Annotated in this window: 24 protein-coding genes; 13 read left to right on the forward strand and 11 right to left on the reverse strand. The window is 61.4% G+C overall.

Translation table 11 applies throughout. The features are described from left to right. The first annotated feature begins 5 nt into the window (after nt 1–5). From B5G34_RS06770 to B5G34_RS18730, 4 genes are all read left to right on the forward strand, one after another. The gene (locus B5G34_RS06770) at nt 6–881 is read left to right on the forward strand and encodes a hypothetical protein (protein ID WP_087335490.1); all 876 of its coding nucleotides are present in this window, start codon (nt 6–8) and stop codon (nt 879–881) included. A 172-nt stretch (nt 882–1,053) separates the two neighbouring features. Further along, entirely contained in the window at nt 1,054–3,132 is a 2,079-nt protein-coding gene (locus B5G34_RS06775) for an elongation factor G (protein ID WP_087335491.1), read from the forward strand. A gap of 86 nt (nt 3,133–3,218) precedes the next feature. Next, nucleotides 3,219–3,377: a hypothetical protein gene (locus B5G34_RS18725; protein WP_162609440.1), complete on the forward strand. Its 159-nt coding sequence runs from the start codon at nt 3,219–3,221 to the stop codon at nt 3,375–3,377. An 86-nt stretch (nt 3,378–3,463) separates the two neighbouring features. Beyond that, nucleotides 3,464–3,622 (forward strand): hypothetical protein, encoded by a 159-nt coding sequence (locus B5G34_RS18730; RefSeq protein ID WP_162609440.1) that lies wholly within the window; start codon nt 3,464–3,466, stop codon nt 3,620–3,622. A gap of 111 nt (nt 3,623–3,733) precedes the next feature. Here the strand turns inward: B5G34_RS18730 and B5G34_RS06790 are convergent, their stop codons facing one another. Together B5G34_RS06790 and B5G34_RS06795 are read right to left on the reverse strand one after the other, a co-directional pair. After that, nucleotides 3,734–5,254: a hypothetical protein gene (locus B5G34_RS06790; RefSeq protein WP_087335497.1), complete on the reverse strand. Its 1,521-nt coding sequence runs from the start codon at nt 5,252–5,254 to the stop codon at nt 3,734–3,736. Beyond that, nucleotides 5,241–5,789, reverse strand: coding sequence for a sigma-70 family RNA polymerase sigma factor (locus B5G34_RS06795; protein ID WP_162609441.1), 549 nt, complete (start codon nt 5,787–5,789; stop codon nt 5,241–5,243). The genes B5G34_RS06790 and B5G34_RS06795 overlap by 14 nt, the downstream gene beginning before the upstream one ends. 186 nt (nt 5,790–5,975) lie before the next feature. Here B5G34_RS06795 and B5G34_RS06800 point away from each other — a divergent pair, with 186 nt between their 5' ends. After that, nucleotides 5,976–6,803, forward strand: coding sequence for a DUF6612 family protein (locus tag B5G34_RS06800; RefSeq protein WP_087335501.1), 828 nt, complete (start codon nt 5,976–5,978; stop codon nt 6,801–6,803). 90 nt (nt 6,804–6,893) lie between these two features. Here B5G34_RS06800 and B5G34_RS06805 read toward each other — a convergent pair whose 3' ends face one another. After that, nucleotides 6,894–8,378 carry a DUF1846 domain-containing protein gene (locus B5G34_RS06805; RefSeq protein WP_087335503.1) on the reverse strand — a complete coding sequence of 495 codons (1,485 nt, stop codon included), beginning with the start codon at nt 8,376–8,378 and terminating at the stop codon, nt 6,894–6,896. Between the two features lie 173 nt (nt 8,379–8,551). On the opposite strand from B5G34_RS06805, the gene B5G34_RS06810 reads away from it, so the two are divergent. From B5G34_RS06810 to B5G34_RS18735, 6 genes are all read left to right on the forward strand, one after another. Next, nucleotides 8,552–8,917, forward strand: coding sequence for a BlaI/MecI/CopY family transcriptional regulator (locus B5G34_RS06810; protein WP_087335504.1), 366 nt, complete (start codon nt 8,552–8,554; stop codon nt 8,915–8,917). Between the two features lie 3 nt (nt 8,918–8,920). Then, a complete protein-coding gene (locus B5G34_RS06815) occupies nt 8,921–10,837 on the forward strand; it encodes a M56 family metallopeptidase (protein ID WP_087335506.1) in 1,917 nt (638 codons plus the stop codon). Continuing rightward, nucleotides 10,834–11,391 (forward strand): hypothetical protein, encoded by a 558-nt coding sequence (locus tag B5G34_RS06820; RefSeq protein ID WP_087335507.1) that lies wholly within the window; start codon nt 10,834–10,836, stop codon nt 11,389–11,391. The genes B5G34_RS06815 and B5G34_RS06820 overlap by 4 nt, the downstream gene beginning before the upstream one ends. Before the next feature lie 105 nt (nt 11,392–11,496). Beyond that, nucleotides 11,497–11,856, forward strand: a complete 360-nt coding sequence (locus tag B5G34_RS06825; protein WP_087335509.1) for a BlaI/MecI/CopY family transcriptional regulator — start codon at nt 11,497–11,499, stop codon at nt 11,854–11,856. A 6-nt stretch (nt 11,857–11,862) separates the two neighbouring features. Further along, a complete protein-coding gene (locus B5G34_RS06830; RefSeq protein ID WP_087335511.1) occupies nt 11,863–14,490 on the forward strand; it encodes a M56 family metallopeptidase in 2,628 nt (875 codons plus the stop codon). Then, on the forward strand, nt 14,487–14,648 hold the full coding sequence (locus B5G34_RS18735) for a hypothetical protein (protein WP_162609442.1): 162 nt from the start codon (nt 14,487–14,489) through the stop codon (nt 14,646–14,648). Before B5G34_RS06830 ends, B5G34_RS18735 begins: the two co-directional genes overlap by 4 nt. A 48-nt stretch (nt 14,649–14,696) precedes the next feature. On the opposite strand, the gene udk is transcribed toward B5G34_RS18735, so the two are convergent. From udk to selD, 5 genes are all read right to left on the reverse strand, one after another. Continuing rightward, nucleotides 14,697–15,314, reverse strand: a complete 618-nt coding sequence (udk, locus tag B5G34_RS06835; protein ID WP_087335513.1) for a uridine kinase — start codon at nt 15,312–15,314, stop codon at nt 14,697–14,699. Nucleotides 15,315–15,396: 82 nt separating this feature from the next. Beyond that, nucleotides 15,397–15,657: a DUF3343 domain-containing protein gene (locus tag B5G34_RS06840; RefSeq protein ID WP_087335515.1), complete on the reverse strand. Its 261-nt coding sequence runs from the start codon at nt 15,655–15,657 to the stop codon at nt 15,397–15,399. Then, entirely contained in the window at nt 15,635–15,838 is a 204-nt protein-coding gene (locus B5G34_RS06845) for a sulfurtransferase TusA family protein (protein ID WP_087335613.1), read from the reverse strand. Before B5G34_RS06845 ends, B5G34_RS06840 begins: the two co-directional genes overlap by 23 nt. Nucleotides 15,839–15,848: 10 nt before the next feature. Beyond that, nucleotides 15,849–16,931, reverse strand: a complete 1,083-nt coding sequence (gene yedE, locus B5G34_RS06850; protein ID WP_343286556.1) for a YedE family putative selenium transporter — start codon at nt 16,929–16,931, stop codon at nt 15,849–15,851. 203 nt (nt 16,932–17,134) lie between these two features. Continuing rightward, nucleotides 17,135–18,178, reverse strand: coding sequence for a selenide, water dikinase SelD (gene selD / locus B5G34_RS06855; RefSeq protein WP_087335519.1), 1,044 nt, complete (start codon nt 18,176–18,178; stop codon nt 17,135–17,137). 72 nt (nt 18,179–18,250) lie between these two features. On the opposite strand from selD, the gene B5G34_RS06860 reads away from it, so the two are divergent. Then, nucleotides 18,251–19,156, forward strand: a complete 906-nt coding sequence (locus B5G34_RS06860; RefSeq protein WP_087335520.1) for a selenium metabolism-associated LysR family transcriptional regulator — start codon at nt 18,251–18,253, stop codon at nt 19,154–19,156. A gap of 67 nt (nt 19,157–19,223) precedes the next feature. Continuing rightward, entirely contained in the window at nt 19,224–20,315 is a 1,092-nt protein-coding gene (locus B5G34_RS06865) for a hypothetical protein (RefSeq protein ID WP_242956900.1), read from the forward strand. Nucleotides 20,316–20,352: 37 nt separating this feature from the next. Here the strand turns inward: B5G34_RS06865 and B5G34_RS06870 are convergent, their stop codons facing one another. From B5G34_RS06870 to B5G34_RS06880, 3 genes are all read right to left on the reverse strand, one after another. After that, entirely contained in the window at nt 20,353–20,532 is a 180-nt protein-coding gene (locus tag B5G34_RS06870) for a hypothetical protein (RefSeq protein ID WP_087335523.1), read from the reverse strand. Nucleotides 20,533–20,593: 61 nt separating this feature from the next. After that, entirely contained in the window at nt 20,594–21,004 is a 411-nt protein-coding gene (locus tag B5G34_RS06875; RefSeq protein ID WP_087335525.1) for a DUF3842 family protein, read from the reverse strand. A gap of 198 nt (nt 21,005–21,202) precedes the next feature. Further along, nucleotides 21,203–21,418, reverse strand: a complete 216-nt coding sequence (locus B5G34_RS06880; RefSeq protein ID WP_071433763.1) for a hypothetical protein — start codon at nt 21,416–21,418, stop codon at nt 21,203–21,205. Between the last annotated feature and the right edge of the window lie 445 nt (nt 21,419–21,863).

Genomic DNA, 21,863 nt, shown 5'->3' on the forward strand with positions numbered 1-21,863 from the left:
TTAAGATGAAACCACTGCACGCTGTTTCTGCTCTTGCGCTGACCCTGCTGCTGCTTTCACCCATACCCGCATCCGCCAATATGGCCGCCCCGGCGGACCCGGATATCGGCTCTTCCATTACCTTTGAGCGCAACGACGCTCTGGCAGTGACCGAAGAGGTGCTGGATATCAGAGTCACCGGCTCCACGGCGGAGATCACCGCCACCTATTCCATGGTCAACAGTACCGACCAGCCGGTGTCCACCCCGGTGATGTTCCTGGCCCCCAACACCGGCGACGGCAGCGTGGAGGTAACGACGGACGGGGTTTCGGTTCCCTGCTCCACCGACCAATATGTGCTGAATTACACCACAGAGGTAAAAACCGAGGACTGGCGTTATGCGGTGCTCACCAACGGCGATGTGGCCGATGTGGGCGGACAGACTGTGGAGGGCATCTCCTTCCAGCTGGACTTCGGGCCGGGGGAGGCCTGTGAGGTGTCCGTGTCCTATCCCTATCGCCTGGGTGGCTACCCGGATTACGATTACAATGTGAAGCGCGGCACGATCCGGTATTACCTGGCCCCAGCGGCCATGTGGCGAGACTTTCAGGATCTGACCATTAACCTCTATCTGGACAGGGACATGCCCGTGCTGGCCGGCAGCAATCTGGACTTTGAGAAGGTGGGGACGCGCACCTATCAGTACCGTTCCGACAGCCTGCCGGAGGGCAATCTGGAGATCCGGGTGGATCAGAACTGGTTCCAGGAGATCATCGGCATCCTGCGCAGCCCCTATCTAAAGATGTACCTTCTGTTCTTTAGCCCTGTTCTGCTGGTGATAGCCGCAGTCATCGTCGTGCCCATTCTCCTTGTCCGGAGGGCCAGACGGTCCAAGCGGTGATGATCTTTCTGACAAGCGGAACCTAAAAATGCCCCGGCGGGTACCCGCTGGGGCATTTTGCGCGATTTTTCTAAATTTCTTATTGTAACTCCACGGTGTTTCATGTATAATGGACAACAGCAGTACTCGTACTGCTGTTCGCGATTCCAAATGTAAGGAGAGGAAACAAACTATGAGCTATTCCGTACAAAACATCCGCAACGTATGTCTGCTGGGACACGGTGGCAACGGAAAGACCTCCCTGGCGGAAAGCATGCTGTATTTGACCGGTGGTACTCCCCGGCTGGGCAATCCTGCCGACGGAAACACCGTTTGTGATTACGATCCCGAAGAGACCCGCCGCCAGATTTCCATCTCCACTGCGGTGGCTCCCATTGAGTACAACGGCTGTAAGATCAATGTGCTGGACACCCCCGGCTATTTCGATTTCTCCGGCGAGGTCATGGAGGCCCTCCATGTGTCCGACGCCGCTATCATCGTCTGCTCCGCCAAGGGCGGCATGAGCGTGGGCGCCGAGAAGGCGTGGAAGCTGTGCACCCGCCGCGGCGTGCCCCGTCTGCTCTACATCTCCAAGACCGACGAGGATAACTCCGACTACAACGCAGCCTTCGATACCCTGCGTGAGCGCTTCGGCAAGAACATCGCTCCCGTGGTGGCTCCCATCTGGGATGCCGACAAGAAGGTCATCGGCTTTATCGACGTGCTCCATAAGCGCGCCTTCGAGGCCGGCCCCAAGGGCGAGCGCGTGGAGATCGACGTGCCCGAGGAGAAGCTGCCCGTGCTGGACGAGCTGTACGACGCCCTGAAGGAGTCTGTGGCTGAGACCAGCGAGGAGCTGATGGACAAGTATTTCTCCGGCGAGGACTTCACCTATGCCGAGATGATCCAGGGCCTGCGCCAGGGCGTGAAGGACCTGTCCCTCTTCCCTGTGGTGTGCGGCTCCGCCCTCACCGGCCTGGGCACCCGTATGCTGCTGGATATCATCGTGGAGCTGCTGCCCTCTCCCATGGAGGGCCGTCCTCTGGAGGGCGAGAACGAGAAGGGCGAGCTGGATGAGTTCGTGGCTTCTCCCGGCGCTCTGCCCTGCGCCTTTGTGTGGAAGACCGTTTCCGACCAGTACGGCAAGTACTCCTATGTGAAGGTGCTCTCCGGCAACCTGAAGCCCGATATGCAGGTGGTCAACGCCCGCACCGGCGCCACCGAGAAGCTGGGCCGCCTGTACGTCATGAAGGGCAAGAAGGCCGAGGAAGTCAAGGAGCTGGAGTGCGGCGACATCGGCGCCATCGGCAAGATGGACAAGGTGAAGACCGGCGATACCCTGTCTGATCCCCGCAAGGTGGTCAAGATCGAGCCCATCCCCTTCCCCGAGCCCTGCTATTCCGTGGCCATCAGCCCCAAGACCAAGGGCCAGGAGGACAAGATCGCTGCCGGCCTCACCCGCCTGAACGAAGAGGATCTTACCTTCAACTGGGTGAACAACGCCGAGACCCACCAGATGGTGGTTTCCGGTACCGGCGATATGCAGATGGACGTCATCGTCTCCCGCCTGAAGAGCCGCTTCGGCGTGGACGCCGAGCTCTCCGAGCCCCGCGTGGCTTACCGTGAGAAGATCCGCAAGAAGGTGGAGGTCCAGGGCCGCCACAAGAAGCAGACCGGCGGTCACGGCCAGTTCGGCGACGTGTGGATGCGCTTCGAGCCCGGCGACACCGAGGAGCTGCAGTTCTGCGAGGAGGTCGTGGGCGGCGCTGTGCCCAAGAACTACTTCCCCGCCGTTGAGAAGGGTATGCGTGAGGCTGTGGTCCATGGCGTGCTGGCGGGCTATCCCGTGGTGTATCTGAAGGCCACCCTGTTTGACGGCTCCTATCACCCCGTCGACTCCTCCGAAATGGCCTTCAAGACCGCCGTGCAGCTGGCCTACAAGGCCGGTATGCCCCAGGCCAGCCCCGTGCTGCTGGAGCCCATCGGCGAGCTGAAGGTCACCATCCCCGACAGCTACATGGGCGACGTCATCGGCGACCTGAACAAGCGCCGGGGCCGCGTCATGGGTATGAACCCCGACGGCGACGGCAACCAGGTGGTGGAGGCCGAGGTGCCCATGGCGGAGATGAGCCGCTATGCCATCGACCTGCGGTCCATGACCCAGGGCCGTGGCTCCTTCACCTTCCACTTTGTCCGCTACGAGGACGCTCCTCCCGCCGCCCAGGAGAAGGCCATCGAGGCCGCCAAGGCGATGCAGGACGAGGCAGACTAAGAGAATGCACAAGGGCCGGGCTGATATCAGCCCGGCCCATTTTTGGGGGCGGGAGGAAAAGCGTCCTCGTCCAAGCGTTTTGCCCAATGGGCAAAACCTTGATGCCGGGGCAATTTATTTGCCCCGAGCAGATAAAAAGAAATGGGGTCCCCGGCGGGGCTTGCCCCGCTGGGGCGGACGCACCTCCCGCCGCCCAGGAGAAGGCCATCGAGGCCGCCAAGGCGATGCAGGACGAGGCAGACTAAGAGAATGCACAAGGGCCGGGCTGATATCAGCCCGGCCCTTTTTTGTGGGCGGGAGGAAAAGCGTCCTCGTCCAAGCGTTTTGCCCTGTGGGCAAAACCTTGATGCCGGGGCAATTCATTTGCCCCGAGCAGATAAAAAGAAATGGGGTCCCCGGCGGGGCTTGCCCCGCTGGGGCGGACGCACCTCCCGCCGCCCAGGAGAAGGCCATCGAGGCCGCCAAGGCGATGCAGGACGAGGCAGACTGATAGAATGCACAAGGGCCGGGCTGATATCAGCCCGGCCCATTTTTTGCGGTAGGATGCAGCTGTCATGTGCTGTAGGGGCGGCCTTTACGGCCGCCCGCCGCACATTGTATTCTAATCAACTTCTGACGGACGGAACTGAAGGGCGTCCTGGATGGTGCGGAAGGGACTGTTTCCATCCCAGGCGCCGCTCATCCGGAAGTCCATGGCGGTCATGGCGGGATACTGGAGGGCGGTACGCTGATGGGTGTAATTGAACCAGCTGTCAATGAGACGGCTCTCCTCCACGGCCTCCATGGGATAGGCCAGATACCCCCGGTGGTTTTCCCCTGTCCCGGGCATGGAGAAGGCGGCAAACACGTCGCTGCTGGTCTCCTCGCCCCAGAAGATGCTGCTGGAGGTAAAGGTCTGTTCCCCCAGGTAGTAGTAGGGTGCGGTATAGGTGGTGCCGTCTTTTTCGTACAGGACCCTGCCGGTAACCGCTCCGGTTGAATGCCAGGTTCCCAAGGTGGTCCGGCTGGCGGGCCAGAGCTGGATGGACTCGGTGCCGTAAAAGCCGGGGTCCACCGTCCAGAGGAAGTGGTGGAAGATCATCCAGCGACCTTGATTTCCGGGCAGCTCCACCGCCACCCCGGTAATGCGCAGCTCCTCCACGTCATAGACCCTTTTGCGGGTGACACTCTGTCCCTTCTCGGTCTGGACTACCGTTGCCGCTATCCGCCCGTTGTTCAGCGGACGATCGTCAACGTCCCACACCACCCGCAGGGCACCTTCACAGGCGGCAATGTCCTCGGCGGTCAGGTCTTGGAGCACATAGTCGGGGAAGCCAAGGTCCAGCAGCTGTGCCTCAATTTCCTCCACGCCGCTGTGCTCTGCAGGGTCCGCTGCCTGCCAGTCCATGGGATATTTGCACCCCAGCAGCAGACCGCAGAGACAGCCGATGACCACTACGGCGGCAATGGCGATGGCAAGAACGGTATCAGTTACTCGCACCGGCGCGGGGCGGATGGCGTAGCCCGCCTGATCCAGCTCCCTGGACAGCTTCCACAGGCTGCGGAGGATGAGAATATAGCAGACCAGCATCACAAGGGGCAGGATAAGCCCGCTGTACCCCAAGGCCCCCAGCAGGCCGGTGATCCCATACCAGATCAGCAGAGCCACAGCAGAACCGGCGTGGGGGGGCAGCCCCGCCTTTTGCTGGACTGCCCGGAACCCGCCCCACAGGCAGAGAAGCTGCGTGTACGTAAGGGCCAGATTGAGCACGGTCAATCCATAGAGTACGGAAGAAGATACCATGCTGAACCAGATGGTGCTGTTGAAGATCAGCGTGGCATACAGATGGATGGCCCGGAGCACCGCCAGCCCGAAGCAGATGGACAGACAGCGGTTCTCCCGCCGCAGGGCCCGGAAGCCCAGCAGCATCAGCACCATGCCGATGGCGGGGAGAAGGTAGTTGAGCCAAAAGAAATTCAGGGTAATGGAGGTGAGGGCGATGCCGGTGAGGATCCGCTTGGTGGCCAGCCGCCAGGGGGTGACCTCCGCCACCACCTGTTCCGGCGGGGGCTGGGTGACGCTGCTTTCCAGCAGTTCCTCAAAGGCCTGCTCGTCCATGGACTCCCAGTCAGGTTCCCGCATATCCCTCACCTCCCAACAGTTTCCGCAGCCGCTTTTTCAGCCGGTAGAGCCTGCCCTCCACCGCCCGCTCCGTGGTGCCCAGCTCGGCGGCAATCTGGGCGGTGGGCTGTAAGTAATAATATTTTCGGTAAAAGAGGGTCTGCTCTTCGGAGGAAAGACGGGCCAAGGCCCGGTTAACGGCGGCCTGCCGCTCCTGCCGCAGAAGCAGCTCCTCCGGGGTGGGCTGGGGGGACGGGGTGTTTTCGTCCAGGTCCTGGGTGCTCTGATGAGATTGAATGGCTCTCTGATAATTCCTGGCGGTATTTCGCGCCACCGCGGTGAGCCAGGCGTTGAAGCTGCCCCGGCTGGGGTCGAACTGCCCCACCCGGTCCCACACCCGCATGGCTGCCTCCGACAGGCAGTCCTCCCGGTGGTGAGGGTCGGTCACGATGGGAGCGATGATGTAGCGCATCAGGGGACCGTAGTACCGCAGTAAATCGTGCAGGCCGGACTCATCCCGTCCCAGCAGCCGCTCTATGATATCCCGCTCTTCCATGCCCACACCCCCTTCTGTTTGCCTCTCTGCTTCATTATACACGGATTGGCGGAAAACCCCACGGCCCATTTTCAGAAAACCTTCAGAAAAAAGAGAAGACAAAGTGTAACGGCTATGATAAACTGAGCATAGAATATCCGTATTGGAAGCAAATCACCTGATGTTACCAACAAGGAGGCGTACGGAATGAAACTGGGAAAGAGAGCGGCGGCCCTTGCGCTGGGTGCCCTGCTGGCGGTGTCCATGACAGCCTGCGGCAATGGCGCCAACAAGGAGGAGTCGGCAGATCAGATCAAGGCGGCCATGGAGAAGATCAACGCCGTGGAGAGCATGGATGCCACCATGTACATGGAGATGGACATGTCCGTCATGGGTCAGAGTATTGAGACCGACACCAAAATGGATATGTCCTGCTTCAATGACCCCGTCAAGCTGAAGGCGGACATGACCATGAGCATGGGCTCTCTGGGCTCGGTGTCCATGAGCATCTATGCCGACGCCACCGACGGCGATTACACCATCTACATGTTTGACGGCAGCAGCTGGACCACCCAGGCTGCCGACGCCAGTCAGCTGGAGCAGTACGACGCCCAGCAGAGCATGGATCTCTACCTGAGCAGCGGCGCGGAGTACGCCCATGCGGGCACTGAGGACATCAACGGTTCCACCGCCGACAAGTACACCGGTATCATCCGGGGCGACGCTCTGGCCGAGGTGATGAAGGCCAGCGGCGCCACCTCCTCCATGGAAACCACCATGGGTATGGTTCTGGAGGATCTGTACAGCGATCTGGGCGACATGCCCATCACCGTGTGGATCGATCAGGCCACCGGCTATCCCGTGCGGTACTACATGGACATGACCGGCGTGATGCAGTCCATGATGAAGAAGGCGCTGGCCGGTGTGGAGGGCGGCGATTCCCTGACCATGGATAAGGTGGAGATCACCATGGATTGCTCCAACTTCAACAACGTGGCGGACTTTGAGATCCCCGCGGAGGCTCTGGCAGCCTGAGACAGAAATGAGAAAATGGACGCGGCTGTTTGGGCTGCGTCCATTTTTTATCATTAAATCAAATACCAATTGTAGTCCGAAACTGAAAAATTACTTGTGGTACAGCTTGTTGGTCTCATACTGGGGCTCACAGGTGAGGCGGAGGCCCAGGCGGCTGTAGGTGGTGGAGTCCACTGGGGAGAGGATGACGGAGGAGTGGGCCTCGCAGCCCCGCAAGGCGGAGAGCTGGTCCAGCGCCCGCTTGGCCAGGGGATTGGTGGTGGCGGAAATGGCCAGGGCGATGAGGATCTCGTCGGAGTGGAGCCGGGGATTCACCGACCCCAGGTGGTGGACCTTCACCTGCTGGATGGGCTCCAGAGCCTCCCGGGAGATCAGGTGGTGCTCATGGTCGATGCCGGCCAGCCGCTTCAGGGCGTTGAGCAGGGTGGCGGAGGAGGCTCCCATCAGGTCGGTGGTCTTGCCGGTGACCACCTCGCCATCGGGCAGCTCGATGGCGCCGGCGGGGTTGCCGGTCTCCTCGGCCACCTGGGCGGCGGCGGCCACCACGGGGCGGATGGACACGTCCACATGGGCCTGCTGCATGACGGTCTCCAGCTTATACACCAGCTCGTCGGTGGCGGTGCCGATGCGGCGGTCGCACAGGGCGGTGTAGTACCGGCGGACGATCTCCTGCCGGGCGGCGGCGCACACCGCGTCATCATCCACGATGCACTTGCCCGCCATGTTCACGCCCATGTCGGTGGGGGACTTGTAGGGACACTCTCCCATGATCTTCTCGAACATGGCGGAGAGGACAGGGAAGATCTCCACATCCCGGTTGTAGTTCACCGTGGTCTCCCCGTAGGCGGCCAGGTGGAAGGGGTCGATCATATTCACGTCCCCCAAGTCGGCGGTGGCGGCCTCATAGGCCAGATTCACCGGGTGCTGGAGGGGCAGATTCCAGATGGGGAAGGTCTCAAACTTGGCGTAGCCCGCCTTTACCCCCCGCTTGTACTCGTGGTACAGCTGGGACAGGCACACCGCCATCTTGCCGCTGCCGGGGCCGGGGGCGGTGACCACCACCAGGGGACGCTGGGTCTCGATATAGTCATTCTTGCCATAGCCCTCGTCGCTGACGATGAGGGTGGTGTTATGGGGGTAGCCGGGAATGGGGTAGTGCAGGTAGGTCTTCACGCCCAAATGCTCCATCCGGCGCCGGAAGGCATCGGCGGCAGGCTGGCCGGCATACTGGGTGATGACCACGCTGCCCACCAGCAGGCCCTGGCCCCGGAAGGCGTCGATGAGGCGCAGCACCTCCACATCGTAGGTGATGCCCAGATCGCCCCGGACCTTGTTCTTCTCAATATCGCTGGCGCAGATGGCAATGACCACCTCCACCGAGTCCCGCAGCTCTTTCAGCATGCGGATCTTGCTGTCCGGCTCAAAGCCCGGCAGCACTCGGGAGGCGTGATGGTCGTCAAAGAGCTTGCCGCCAAACTCCAGATAGAGCTTGTTGTCAAACTGGCTGATCCGCTCACGGATGTGCGCCGACTGGAGCTCCAGATATTTCTGATTGTCAAAGCCGATTTTATCCACTTCCGGTCTCCGTCCCTTCTCACATGTATTTTCACTCAACGGCTATTGTACCACAATTTGAGGCAGGTCTGTAGGCTTTTTTTCCGTTTGCGGAAATTTTGGCGAAAGTGTTGACAATATGATCCTACAGCTGTAGCATACATATAGATACTACAGCTGTAGGAGGGGTTGCCATGAAGCTGAGCGAGAAGGAGTGGCGGGTGCTGGAGGCTCTGTGGGCTGCGCCGGAGGGGCTTTCTCTGGGGGCGGCAGTGGAGGTCCTGCGTCCCGCCACCGGCTGGAGCCGCAACACGGTGCTTACCTACCTGACCCGCATGGAGGCCAAGGGCTTGGTGAACATTGACAAGGGGGAGAATCCCCATCGCTACCGGGCGGGGGTGGACCGGGAGTCCTGCGCCGCAGAGGAGCGGCGGGGTCTGCTGGAGCGGGTGTACCAGGGCTCGGCGGGCAAGCTGGTGGCCGCCTTTCTCAAGGAGGAGAAGCTCACCGCCCAGGAGCGGGAGGAGCTGAAGCGGCTGCTGGACGACATGGAGGTATGACCCATGGAAAACATCTGGGCCTTTCTGGAGCAGACTCTGGCCGCGTCGTTGACGGCGGCGGTGCTGCTCATTGCCAAGCGGCTCTTTCTGGATAAATTGTCTCCCCGGTGGCAGTACGGGGTGTGGGCCATTCTGGCCCTGCGCATTCTGCTGCCCGCCGGGCTATTGGGCCGGGCGCTCATCCCCGGCCTGGATGTTGCGCTGGAAGCGGCCAAGACCGGGGCAGAGAGTTCTCTTTCCTCCGTCCTCACCGACCCCTATGGTCTGACGGAGGTCCTTGCGCCCATTCCTCTGGTACGTATGGTACGGCCGGTCAGCGTCACCGACTGGCTTTTCTGCCTCTACATTGCCGGAGTGGCGGTGTGTCTGCTGTGGTTTTTCCTGTCCTACCTGATGCTGCGGCGGCAGGTGGCCCGGGGCAGGACTCCGGACCGGGAGGTGCTGGAGCGGCTGGAAGAGGTGGCCGGTCAGTACGATTTGAAGCTCCCCCGCCGGGTAGTGGTGCTGCCCGGGGTGGAGAGTGCCTTTGTATGCGGCCCCTTCTCCCCGGTTCTGGTGCTGCCCCAGCGGGCGGTGGATGACAAGGTGCTTCTCCACGAGCTGCTCCACCTGAAATATGGGGACCTGTGGGCCGGGGTGGGCATGTGCCTGCTGCGGTGCCTCCACTGGTGCAATCCCCTGCTGTGGTACTGCTGGAACCAGGCCCAGAATGACAGCGAAGCCCTGTGCGACCAGCGGGTGCTGGAGCGGTTGGAGGGGGAGGAGCGGCGAGCGTACGGCGTGATCCTCCTGTCTATGGCGGATGATCGGTATGCCCGCGCCCCGGGTACCACCTCCATGGCCAATGGCGGGCGCAACATCAAGCGCCGCATCAGGGCCATTGCCCGGTTCAAGCGCTATCCCCAGGGGGTGGCCCTGGGCTCCTGGTGCGTGGCGGCGGTGCTGGCGGCGGCCTGCCTGGTGGGGACCAGCGGGGCGGCGGAGCTGCCAGAGCAATGGGCTGCCGATTCCATGTCCCTGGCCAGGGCCAGGATGAACCGGGCCACCACGGTGGCCGGGGCCCTGGACACCTACGCCAAGGCTGTGATGGAGGACAGCCCTATTTATATGATGATGGCCGCTCCGGCGTCGGAGCAGGGAAAGCTGCTCCGGGCCGCCCGGGAGCGGGACGGACTGGAGGGAACCTACCCTCTGGAACCCCTGGGCATCGAGAAAGATGAGGGTGTGCAGGCGGAGTGGGTGGTCTACAATCTGCTGGAGGGGGCGGATGGGAACTACACCGGACTGCTGGTGCTGGACGCCTACACCACCTGGTTTGCCCACTCCTATGAGGAACTCCAGTCGGTGGCGGTATCCCAGCCGGTGCGCATTGTGCGGGAAGGTGACTTCTGGGCGGTGGAGCCGCTGGAGGATTGGACGGCGGTGGATCCGGAGTGCACCTTGGTGGGACGCCCCAATACCGTCCTGCCCGCCCTGACCTATACGGCTCAGGTGGAGGATATCTGGGTGGAGCTTTCCTATCAGTTCCTGCTGAGCGTGGACAACCGAGCGCAGGTGGATGATACCAGCTTCTTCGGTGAATATAGCGCCTACCGGTTGGATACTGTGCCCAGGCCCGCTGCCCTGTTTACGAATTACTACCGCTCTGCCGGCGGACGGGCCTGGGAGGGGGAGGAGGAGATCTCCCTCAATGCCTGGTATGCGCCCTTGACCAAGGAAGAAGCGAAGGCAGGAACCCTTCCGGATGAGTTTGGCCACAGCTCCATCCGCACGCCGGCGGAGTATGGACGTTCGGGTGGAGGAGTGGGCGACGCCAGCGGCAGCGACTGGCAGCAGGCTCCCACTGCCCTGGCGGTAAAGCTGGAATACAAAGGTCAGGAGTACACCTGTATTGCCTGGCCGAAGGAGGTAGCCCCATGACAGACACGCAACAGCTCCGCTCCGCCCTGACCAAAATCATCTGGGGCTATGTGTTTCTCTACCTGGACATCAACCTGGGTGTGAATGGGCATAGTTTGAATGTGCTGCCCAACTGGGTCAGCTTTCTGCTCTTTTTCTCCGCCATCGGACTGCTGGAAAAAGAGGTGCGGGACCTGCCCCTGCTGAAGCCCTTCTGCGTCCTGCTGGGGATCGCGGAGGGCGTGAACTGGCTGGGAGTGCTGCTGACAGGGGAGACAGTGCTTTACCGGTTTTACCTGGTATACGCGCTGGTCATCTGCATTTCCATCTACTTCAACTTCCAGATGCTCACCGATGTGGCCGCTCTGGTGGAGGTCCGGAACATCTATGCAGGGGCGCTGCGGGCAGTCCGCAACGGGGACGCGGTCCTGCGGGCCCTCTGGATGCTGCCTCTGCCCTGGCAGGAGTGGGAGGTCCTGTCTATTCTGCTGGCGCTGGCCAATATCGTGATGTGCCTGTGCATGGTGGGCCTGCTCATTCGGGCCCGAAACATGTGCTGTAAAGGGACGGCCTGATTTCAGGCCGTCCCTTTTTGTAACCAAATCGTCATTGACAAAGAGGTCTATAAGCTGTAGACTACAGATGAGGACGACAAGCAGTAGACCAAAGGAGGCGATCCTATGAGCGACTGGAAGCTGGGGGCGGTGGAGTCCCGCTTTGCCGATCTCATCTGGCAGGGGGAGCCCATGAGCTCCACCCAGCTGGTGCGCCGTGCGGAGGAGGTGCTGGGCTGGAAGAAGTCCACCACCTACACGGTGCTCAAGCGGCTGTGTCAGCGGGGAATTTTTCAGAATCAGGACGGGGTGGTGACCTCCCTGGTGTCCAGGGAGGAGCTTTACGCCCGGCAGAGCGAGGAATTTGTGGAGGAGACCTTCTCCGGGTCCCTGCCCGCCTTCCTGACCGCCTTTACCCGGCGGAAAAAGCTGTCCCAGGAGGAAATTGAACAGTTACAGCAGCTGATCGAAGAGAATCGGGGGTGAGCTGACATGACGGCCTTCTTGTCCCAGACCTTCCTGCCCGCCCTGCTCAATATGAGCCTCACCGCGGGCATTGTGATCCTGTGCGTGATCGCAGCACGTTTGTTTCTGAAGCGGGCCCAGAAAATCTTTTCCTATGCCCTGTGGGCAGTGGTGCTCTTCCGGCTGCTGTGCCCGGTGTCCCTGCCCTCCCCATTCTCCCTGCTGGGGGCCCTGGATGCCCCCGCCCGGCAGGCCAGCCCGGTGGTAAGCACCGTCACCTATGTGCAGCCCCAACGGCAGACAGAGGACATCCAGCCCCAGGTGGCGAAGCCCGAAGCGCCTGTTTCTGACCCCGTGACACCTGTGGCCCCGGCAGAGCCGAAGGTCCCCACCGTGGACTGGACCGCCGTGGCCGCCTGGGTGTGGCTGGCGGGGGCGGCAGGCATGGCGGGGTACAGCGTCTTCACCCTGCTCCGCCTGCGCCGCAGACTGGTGGGCAGCCTCCATTTGAGAGACAACCTCTATCTGGCCGACCACATCTCCACCCCCTTTGTGCTGGGACTGGTGCGGCCCCGGATCTATCTGCCCTCCACCCTGACCGAGGGGGAAATGGGCTACATCATCCGCCATGAGCAGTACCACATCCGCCACGGGGACCATGTGGTGAAGGTGCTGGCCTTCGCCGCCCTGTGCCTCCACTGGTTCAACCCCCTGGTGTGGGTGGCCTTTGTGCTGGCGGGCAAGGACATGGAGATGCGGTGCGACGAGGCGGTGGTGAAAGAGCTGGGGGAGAATGTGAAGGCGGACTACTCCGCCTCCCTGCTCACCCTGGCCACCGGCCGACTCACCATCGCGGGCACCCCTCTGGCCTTTGGAGAGGGGGACCCCAAGGGGCGTATCCGCAACCTGCTGGGGTGGAAGCGGCCCCGGGTGTGGCTGTCCGCTGTGGCCTGCATCGCCTGCGTGGCAGTCATTGCCGCCTGCGCCGCCAACCCCGCCGGACAGAGCAGCCAGACCCCCACTGGCAGCAGCGGACAGTATGAGAGCATGGAGGACTTTGCCCAGCAGACCATGGAGGGTACAAAAGAGGTGACCTACTACAAATTCTCCAGTGAGACGGTCGCTGACGAGGAGGCCACCGCCCAGGTCACCGGCACCAAGCTGGCCTGGCTGGACAAGATGGGCGAGCTGGAAGGGCTGGCCCCCGAGGGTACCCTGGAGGCCTGGACCTTCAATTACCTGGTGCAGCTGGATGTTCCCACCGAAGAGGTGGCCCTGGTGGGCGGCATGTCCGAGGAGGACGGCTGGTTCGACATGGAAGGCCAGGGGGGCCACAACATCGTCGCCCTGCGCTACCCCGACGGGAGCTATGACATCCTCTATGACCAGCCGGTCAACGACAACCTGGACTTCTACGGCTACCATCACAGCTATCAGGAGGCCATCTATGACTGGTATGTGACCGAATATGATCTGGACCTGCCCCTCTATGTGGAGGACTGGAGCGATCAGGTCACTTATCCCGGCACGTACCGGGGCAACCTGCCGGTCCACCGCTACGACGGGGACGGCTGGTATATTTATGTTCCGGTGTCAGCCTGGAAGCAGTACAAAGGAGACGGGAACAACTGGGAGTGGCGGTCGGAGTACCGCACCTCCTCCACCATACTGAAAGTCAACCGGATCACCAGCGATACCATGGAAAGACTCCCGGCTCTCTACCGGCAGGCGGGCTATGAGCCTGTGGATGAGACCCAGCGGGTGTGGAAGCAGGAAAGCGGCTTTATCATGTACCGCTATCTGGTGGATGGGGCAAACGGACAGATCTGGGAGATCGACACCTGCTGCCCGGTGAGCAAGCCGGACGACTACCCCTACATCGCCATCGAGCCCCAGGTGCTCCGGCTCATGGCCGAGAGTTTCCGTGCCTATGACTTTGTGTGGACGGCGGAACTTGTGGAGCCGGAGAGCGTGACCCAGGCCAAGGAAGACCTGAAGCAGGCGGCGGAGGGAGAGGTGGAGCTGATCCACAAGACCGGCAGCAGCGTGCAGGGTCTGACGATCAATCCTGAGACCTGTTCTATGCTGTCCGGTCTGACGGATCTGACCTGGGAAGTGGTGTCGCCTGAGTGGTACATCAGGGTGGAGGACGACTGGCCCCAGTCCCTCTTTACCCGGCCCGATACGGTCAGCGTGATCCTGGATCAGGAGCAGGGCTGGGGCTTCTGCTTCTGGCCCATGACCGACTCGGGCACCAACCAAGTACGGGTGGACTATGGAGTGGACGGAAAGGCCACCACCTTCTATCTGGAGAGCGGTCAGCTCTATCTCTACCTGATGGCGGTGCAGGAGAATCCCACTGTGGAGCTCCACGACCTGGATGAGGACGGGATCTGCGAGGCGGTGGCCTGGCCTACCGGTGAGAACCAGAATCTGATTGTCTACGACTTCTATGACAATGAGATCCGCAAGCTGGATGTGACCCAGGAACTGGGGGCGGAATATGCCGTCTACACCGGCCTGATGGGCAATATCCAAGGGGAATACGACAACATGATCAATGCCGGTATCGGCGGCGAACGGAATGTCTACCAGTATGGGGATGGGACACTGACCTATGTCTGTACCCTGGAGGAGGCGCTGCTGAAAACATGACAGGAACAGAAACGGTCCATCAGCTGTGGCTGGATGACGGGGGCCGCGTCGTCTCCTTCCACCCCATGGATGGCTGGCGGCTGCTGGCCTTCCGGGACCACGGGCATTTTATAGGATTTCTCCAGGACTTGCAGCAAAAGGGCTATCGCTTTCAATGAGAAACGGGGACCTGCCGGCCGGCAGGTCCCCGTTTCTCACAAAATAAGTTACTCCAGTGCGATGTGGCTGCGGATACGCTGAATGATCATGTCCATGGCTACCTGGTTGCGGCCCCCCTCGGGCACGATGAGGTCGGCATACCGCTTGGAGGGCTCCACGAACTGCTCGTGCATAGGCTTGACCGTGGTGAGATACTGCTGCACCACCGAGTCCAGGGAGCGGCCCCGCTTCTTCACATCCCGGAGAATGCGGCGGAGAATACGCACGTCGGCGTCGGTGTCCACAAAGAGCTTGATGTCCATCCGCTCCCGCAGGGCGGGCTCCACAAAGATGAGAATGCCCTCCACCAGAATGACTTTTGCGGGGCGGACCTCCACCGTCTCGGCGGCCCGGTTGTGCATAGTGTAGTCATAGGTGGGGCTGTACACCGTCTCCCCCCGGCGCAGGGCGTCCAGATCGTCCACCAGACGCTGGGTGTCAAAGGCGTCCGGGTGGTCGTAGTTGAGCTTGCACCGCTCCTCATAGGGCATGTCGTCGTGCTGCTTATAGTAGTTGTCGTGGTACAGGATGGAGACCGCATCCCCAAAGCGCTCCTTCAGCCCCAGAGTCAGGGTGGTCTTGCCCGAGCCGGTGCCTCCGGCAATGCCGATGATCATGGTATCCATTGCGTCCGCTCCCCCGTTTTTTCTTCTTTTTCTTCAGTATAGCATAAACTGCCCGGATGGTACAGGCCATCCGGGCAGTTTGTTATTCTTCTTCGTTCTCGAAGAGCAGCCGGTAGTCCCCCTCCTCATGGAGGTAGATGGCCTCCAGATCCTCGTCGGCCCAGGCCGGGTCAAAGGGGAGAAAGAATTTTACGCAGGTGCCGCAGGAGGCGGACAGCTTGCGGGGCACCGGCATCATCACCGCCCCGTCCCCCAGAGCTTTCAGCTTCTTGTGGAAGCTGAGGGCCCCGAAGTGGGTGTGGAAGGTGGCAATCTGCTCCTTACTTGGTGATGGTGAGCTCATAGTCCTCACCCACCTCTTTCCAGGTCACCTGGTAGCCGTTGTTGGCGGCAAACCGGCGCACATTCTGGAGGGGGGTCTCATTGTCTACCAGCACCACCAGGGGAGTGCCGTTTTTCAGGGCGTTCTTGGTCATGAGCACCGGCTCAGGACAGGAATAGCCTCTGGCGTCCACTTGATTCATACCGTTCACCTCACGCTTTCTTGGTATTGCCCGCGCCGATGGCGCAGACCAGGACCAGACCGATGATGACAGCCACCTTACCGGCAAAGCTGGGGCCGTCGGTGGAGGAAGCCAGGCCGAAGTTATGGCAGAAGGCGGCGCCCACCACCATGCCCAGCACGGCTACGGAGGAGTCGCTGTTGCCGCTGCCGGACAGGATGAGCTGGCGCAGGGGGCAGCCGCCCAGCAGCACGGAGCCCAGGCCCACCAGCACCATGCCCAGCAGGTTCCACAGCCCGTCGGTGTGGGCCACGGCCTGACCGACAAAGCCGGGGTTGAAGCCGCCCTTGAAGCCCAGACCACCCGCGATCAGGTTGCCCACCAGCACGGCCACGAAGATGGCCACAAAGCCCATGAGCAGGTGGAAGTCCTTCAGCATCATGGCGTCACGGATGCCGCCGGCCATGCACAGACGGCTGCGCTGGGCGATGGCGCCCACCACCAGACCGGCAATGAGTGCCACCGCGATGGGAGCCCGCATGGAGCCGGGACCCTCGGTGGAGAAGAAGATGAAGGCGGGAGCTGCGATCACCAGGATGAGCAGACCCACATTGACGGCGGGCATGAGCACGCCCTCCAGCATGGGCTGGGGCTGGGACTTCTTGAGGGAGAAGCCCTTCTTCAAAAACAGGGTGCCCACGAAAATGCCGATGATGAAGCCGATGAGGCCCAGAATGGCGTTCCCGTCACCGCCGCCCAGGCGGATGACCATGCGCAGGGGGCAGCCCAGGAACATGAGGGCGCCCACCATAACGCAGAAGCCCAGCACGAACCGGGTCATGGGGGAGGAGCCGCCCCGCACCTTGAACTCCTTGCCCGCCAGAGCCATGATCATGGCGCCCAGCACCAGACCGATGATCTCAGGGCGGATGTACTGAACGATGGGGGCCCGGTGCAGCCCAACGCCGCCGGCGATATCACGCAGGAAGCAGGCGATACAGAAGCCCATGTTCACCGGGTTGCCCATGGCAACCAGCACCACCGAGGCGATGCCTACTACCAGACCGGCCAGAATGACCGGCAGGTGTCCTTTGAGTTTATTCACACACAACACCTCTCAAAAATTATTTGAGAGAAACCATCTCTCTCTGGCCTGATTATAGCCCTGCGGTATCAAAATTTGAAATACAGATTTTCCATAAAATAAATGAAGAATATAGAAAAATACTATAAAGTGAGATATACTGAGAGAGACAGCCGGGCAAAAAACAAAACGCAGGCGCGCCGCGGTCTGCGGCACGCCTGCGTTAAGATGGGCTATGGTTTGATGTGGACCAGCTTTTCCTCTCTGGGCACCACCGCGCCGATGGGAACGGCGGGCACACCGGCGTCCGCCATCCGGGCAAGAAGCTGGGACAGCAGAGCCTCCGGCACACTGAGGAGCAGGCCGCCGGCGGTCTGGGGGTCATAGAGACAGTCCAGCACCTCCCGGGGGACGGCAGTGTCCTCCTGGGTGTCATCGGCGGTAAAGTCCATGTTGCGGTAGGCCCCGGCGGGGATAATGCCGTCCCTGGCCAGCTCCAGAGCCTTGGGCACGATGGGGATCTTGTCCGCCCACAACTGGATGGTGTTCCCGCAGCCCTCAGCCATCTCCTTCACATGTCCTACCAGGCCGAAGCCGGTGACGTCGGTGCAGGCGTTGAGGGCCACAGGGCCCACCGCCTGGGCGGCGTACTTGTTCAGGGTGGTCATCAGTTCCACCATATGCTTGTAGTCGGCCTCCTCCAGCAGCTCCGCCTTGGCGGCGGTGGAGAGGATGCCGGTGCCCAGCGCCTTGGTGAGCACCAGAATGTCTCCCTCTTTGGCGCCGCTGTTGGTGAGGATCCGGCTGGGGTGGACCAGTCCGGTGACACACAGGCCGTACTTGGGCTCCTGGTCCTCAATGCTGTGGCCGCCGGCGATCACCGCGCCGGCCTCCAGCACCTTGGAGGCGCCGCCGGCCAGAATATCGCCCACCGCCTCCACCGGAAGGCAGGAGGGGAAGGCCAGCAGATTCATGGCCAGGGTGGGCGTGCCGCCCATGGCATACACGTCGGAGAGGGCGTTGGTGGCGGCGATCTGCCCAAAGGTATAGGGGTCGTCCACCACCGGAGGGAAGAAGTCCACCGTCTGGATCATGGCTACGTCGTCACTGACCTTGTAGACGGCGGCGTCGTCGCTGGAGTCATAACCCACCAGAAGGTTGGGGTCAGCCGCTTTGGGCAGGCCCGACAATACATTCCTTAGGACACCCGGCCCTATTTTGGCCCCTCACCCACCGGCCGTTGTCATGGCGGTCAGGCGCAGCTTTTCATACGGCATCTCATCACCCCCTGTTGGTTTTCTACCAACAGTGTAACCCATTCCCGACAAAAAAGCAATCGGAGGCTTGTCATGCAGCTAAAGCAACTGGAAATTTTTGTACAAGTGGCCCGCCAGCGCAGCTTTTCCAAAGCGGCGGAGGCCCTCTATCTCACCCAGCCTACCGTCAGTGCCCATGTGGCCGCTTTGGAGGATGAACTGGGCACCCAGCTGGTGGTGCGCTCTACCAAGGAACTGCGGCTCACCGCCGCCGGGCGGGTGCTGGGCCGGTACGCTGCCGAGATTTTGGGACTGTGCCAGCGGGCGGCCCAGGATGTGCGCACCGCTGCCTCCTCCATTTCGGGCACTCTGTCCATCGCCGCCTCCACCGTACCCTCCCAGTATCTGCTGCCACAGGTGCTTCCCCTGCTGCGGCAGCGATACCCCGAGGTATTTTTTCAGATCCGCCAGGGGGACAGCGGTCAGGTCACCCAGTGGATGGCGGAAAACGGGGCGGAACTGGGACTGGTGGGGGCCCCGGTCCAGCGGGTGGGCCTTTTGTGCGTGCCCTTCTTCACCGAGCGGCTGGTCATTGCCACACCCAATACCCCGGAGTATCGGGCTCTCAAGGGGCAGATGACCCCCGACGTGCTCAAACGCGCCCCATTTTTGGTGCGGGAGCCGGGCTCCGGCACCCGGAAGCAGTCCGAGCAGTATCTGAAGAGCATGGGGGTGGAGCCCAGGAGCCTGACCCTGGCGGCCCAGCTGGAGAGCACAGAGAGCATCCTCCAGGGGGTGAAAAACGGCCTGGGTATCTCCATTCTGTCCAGCTGCGCCGCCCGGGAGGCGGCGGAGGAGGGGAAGATCCTGGTGTTTGCCCCCGAGAGCCCTCAGCTGGAGCGGCAGTTCTACCTGCTCTACCGCCGGTCCAGCCCCCTGTCTCCGGCGGCCTCCATGCTGGTGGAGGAGCTGCTCTACTTCTACCGGGACGGGGTGTGAAGGGCGCACCGGCCGGCCTGTCCATGCATACTCTGAGAGTGAGAAACTTACTCTTGGAGGGTCATTTATGGAAGCAGAGGCAAGAATCTGTTATTACTTAGGCGCCAACACCCCGGGGGGCTTTTACTCCCTGTACGACCAGCTCATCGATCCGGAGACCGCCCGGGATGTGCGTATCCTCAAGGGCGGGCCGGGCTGCGGCAAATCCACCCTGATGAAGCAGGTGGGAGCCGCCATGGAGGAGCGGGGCTATGCTGTGGAGTATATCCGCTGCTCCGGCGACCCCGACTCCCTGGACGCGGTCATGATCCCCGCCCTGGGGGCGGCGGTGGTGGACGGTACCGCCCCCCACGTGGTGGAGCCAAAGTACCCCGGCCTGGTGGAGAGCTATGTGGACCTGGGAGAATGCTATGACCGGGCCGCCCTCCAGACCGTGGGGAGGGAGCTGAAAGGATGCATGAAGGGCTACAAGGCCTGCTACAGCAGGGCCTACCGCTGCCTCACCGCCGCCGCGCAGCTGGATGAGGATGTGCGGGCGCTGCTGGTCACCCCGGCCCTGGAGGCCAAGATGGCCAAGCGGGCCAGAGGGATCCTGTCCCGGGAGATCAAGGGGGCGGGAGACCAGGCCGGCCGGGCGGTGCAGCGCTTCCTGGGAGGCATCACCTGGCAGGGGGTGCTGCGGGAGTACGGCACTGTGGAGGCCCAGTGCGGCAGGGTCTATGAGCTCAGCGACACCTACGGTCTGGCCCACACCATGCTGACCTGTCTGGCCGCCGGTGCCATGGCGGCAGGCCACGATGTGGTGGCTTGCCCCGACCCCCTGTTCCCAGACCGGATGGCCCATCTGCTCATTCCATCCCTCTCCCTGGCCTTTGTGAGCACCGCCCCGGAGCTGCCCTGGCCCCACCGGCCCTACCGCCGCATTCGGCTGGACGCCATGGCGGACGGCGAGGTGCTTCGGCGCAGCCGGGCCCGGCTGCGGTTCTCCCGGAAGGTGAGCGCCGCCCTGCTGGAGGAGGCGGTGGACGCCCTGGCTCAGGCCAAGGCCATGCACGATGAGCTGGAAGGGCTCTATAACCCCCATGTGGATTTTGACCGGGTCTACCAGCGGGGAGAGGAGATCGTTGAGGCCTTTTTGGCGCTGGAAGAGAGAAAATGACATAAAGGAAGGGCCGCCGGAAAGGGCGGCCCTTCCTTTATGTGCCTTGATTTTTCTGGGTCTGGCTTCCAAAGTAAAAGGCGATCACCACCGAAAAGATGGTGAGGAACTGGTCGGCGGCCAGCCGGCCGGTAATGGACAGATGAAGAAAGCCCAGCGTCAGAAGCAGGGTGACCAGATTTTGTACCTGCATCATGCAGTGCAGAAGCTGTTTCACAGCAATCACCTCACAAAAAAGGATCGCGGAGCGCAGCTCCGCGATCCATTCTATGCGTGATTCAGCCCTTCAGCAGCAGGTCCAGTTCCTCCAGGGCGCTGTCCAGCAGCTTGCTTACCGGCAGATCCTCCACTCCGGCCACAATATTGTCGCACTGGTTTATGGGGATGAGGATCTTTTTGGCCCGGGACTGCCCCACAGCCAGAGCCATAGCCGGGGAGATCTCCCCCAGCAGGGCGTCGGCAATGACGATGCCCAAGGGCCCCAGGATCACGTCGGCCTTGCGGCAGGCCACCAGCAGGGCGTTCTCCCCGGTGGCGCCCTGGGCGGCGCCGCCCTTCAGCATGGCTGCCGTGGCCATGCCGTTGGTACCCACGGCGAAGACCTTCAGCTGAGGATAGCGGGCGGTAATGGCCCGCACCAGCTGCTGACCGATCCGGCCGCCCTGTCCGTCTACTACCAGAATTTCCATGAGAAGTCCTCCAAATTCCTTTGTTGGGAGTTACTGTATAAAGGGTGGTTTACGCTACCTACTACATTACATCGGCTGACGGTTCATTTGTGGCAAAAGTGATAACCAGCAGAGGGAAAGGAGTCATATATGCAACGGGGCATGGCGCTACGGGAAGCGCCATGCCCCATCTTATTCGGCCCCCCGACAAATGGGAAGTTACTTGTTCCTTTTTGCTTTAGCTGCTTTTATGCCCCAGCCAATCAACAATATAAGCCAAGCGCATAATCCTGCGATAAACCCTGTAGTCCCTATGCTTTCAAACTGCAATTTCAGCGCAACATTGAATATTTTTACAACAATAGTTCCACATAGCATCAAAGCAAGCAATAAAAGAACTTCCAATCCAATATATTTAAAAATTTTATTTTTCATAAATGGCCGCCTCCACAGCTTCTAATTTGTTGCCCTGTTTGTTCTTAATTATAACACATAAAGGAAATCGCTTTCAAGTTGTCCCTGGCCAGAAAGTAATTATACCTAGGGCGCACTTACTCACCACCCGCAAGCGGGCGGAGGTACTGCCTGACGGCAGCCGTGCGCTCTCCGAGGGGGACGCTCCAGCGGGCCCACGTCCTGCTGGTAGCACCGAAGCTGGGAGCCGTCAAAGGACCGGCTTCGGTGCTACCAGCTTCAGTGCTTTATGGTGGCCAAGAGGGGCTTAAGCCCCTCTCTTTCAAAATGTGTGCTTTTCAGGGGGAAAAACCCTTGACAAATCGCTTACTGAGGATGCGTTTTGTTCATCATAGCACAGGAAAAGACGGCATTCAACAAAAAGAACGGGGAGCGCCGATGGCGCTCCCCGTTTTGTGCGGAGCCG

The organism is Flavonifractor sp. An82 (assembly GCF_002159265.1).
Taxonomy (GTDB): domain Bacteria; phylum Bacillota; class Clostridia; order Oscillospirales; family Oscillospiraceae; genus Flavonifractor.